Annotated in this window: 1 pseudogene; it reads right to left on the reverse strand. The window is 45.8% G+C overall.

The annotated features are described in order from the left end of the window. Positions 1-203 (reverse strand): annotated as a pseudogene (locus A2X88_08465) (hypothetical protein).

Consider the following 203-nt stretch of genomic DNA (forward strand, 5'->3'; position numbering starts at 1 on the left):
TGCATGAACCTGATATTATCAAGACGTTCACGTGAAGGCATGAAGAGGGTGACGTAAAGTATGTACAACGCTGTCCCCGCAATGAAGACAAGAAGCACAGGGAGACTGTAGATGGCAAGGACCACCCCGAAAACAACAAAATTAAAGAGCGAAAAGAGAATAGCCAGGCTTGACGATGTGAGGTAGTTCTCTATCCTGGTGTT

The sequence above is a fragment of the Deltaproteobacteria bacterium GWC2_65_14 genome, from assembly GCA_001797615.1.
In the GTDB taxonomy this organism is placed as follows: Bacteria; Desulfobacterota; Deferrimicrobia; order Deferrimicrobiales; family Deferrimicrobiaceae; genus GWC2-65-14.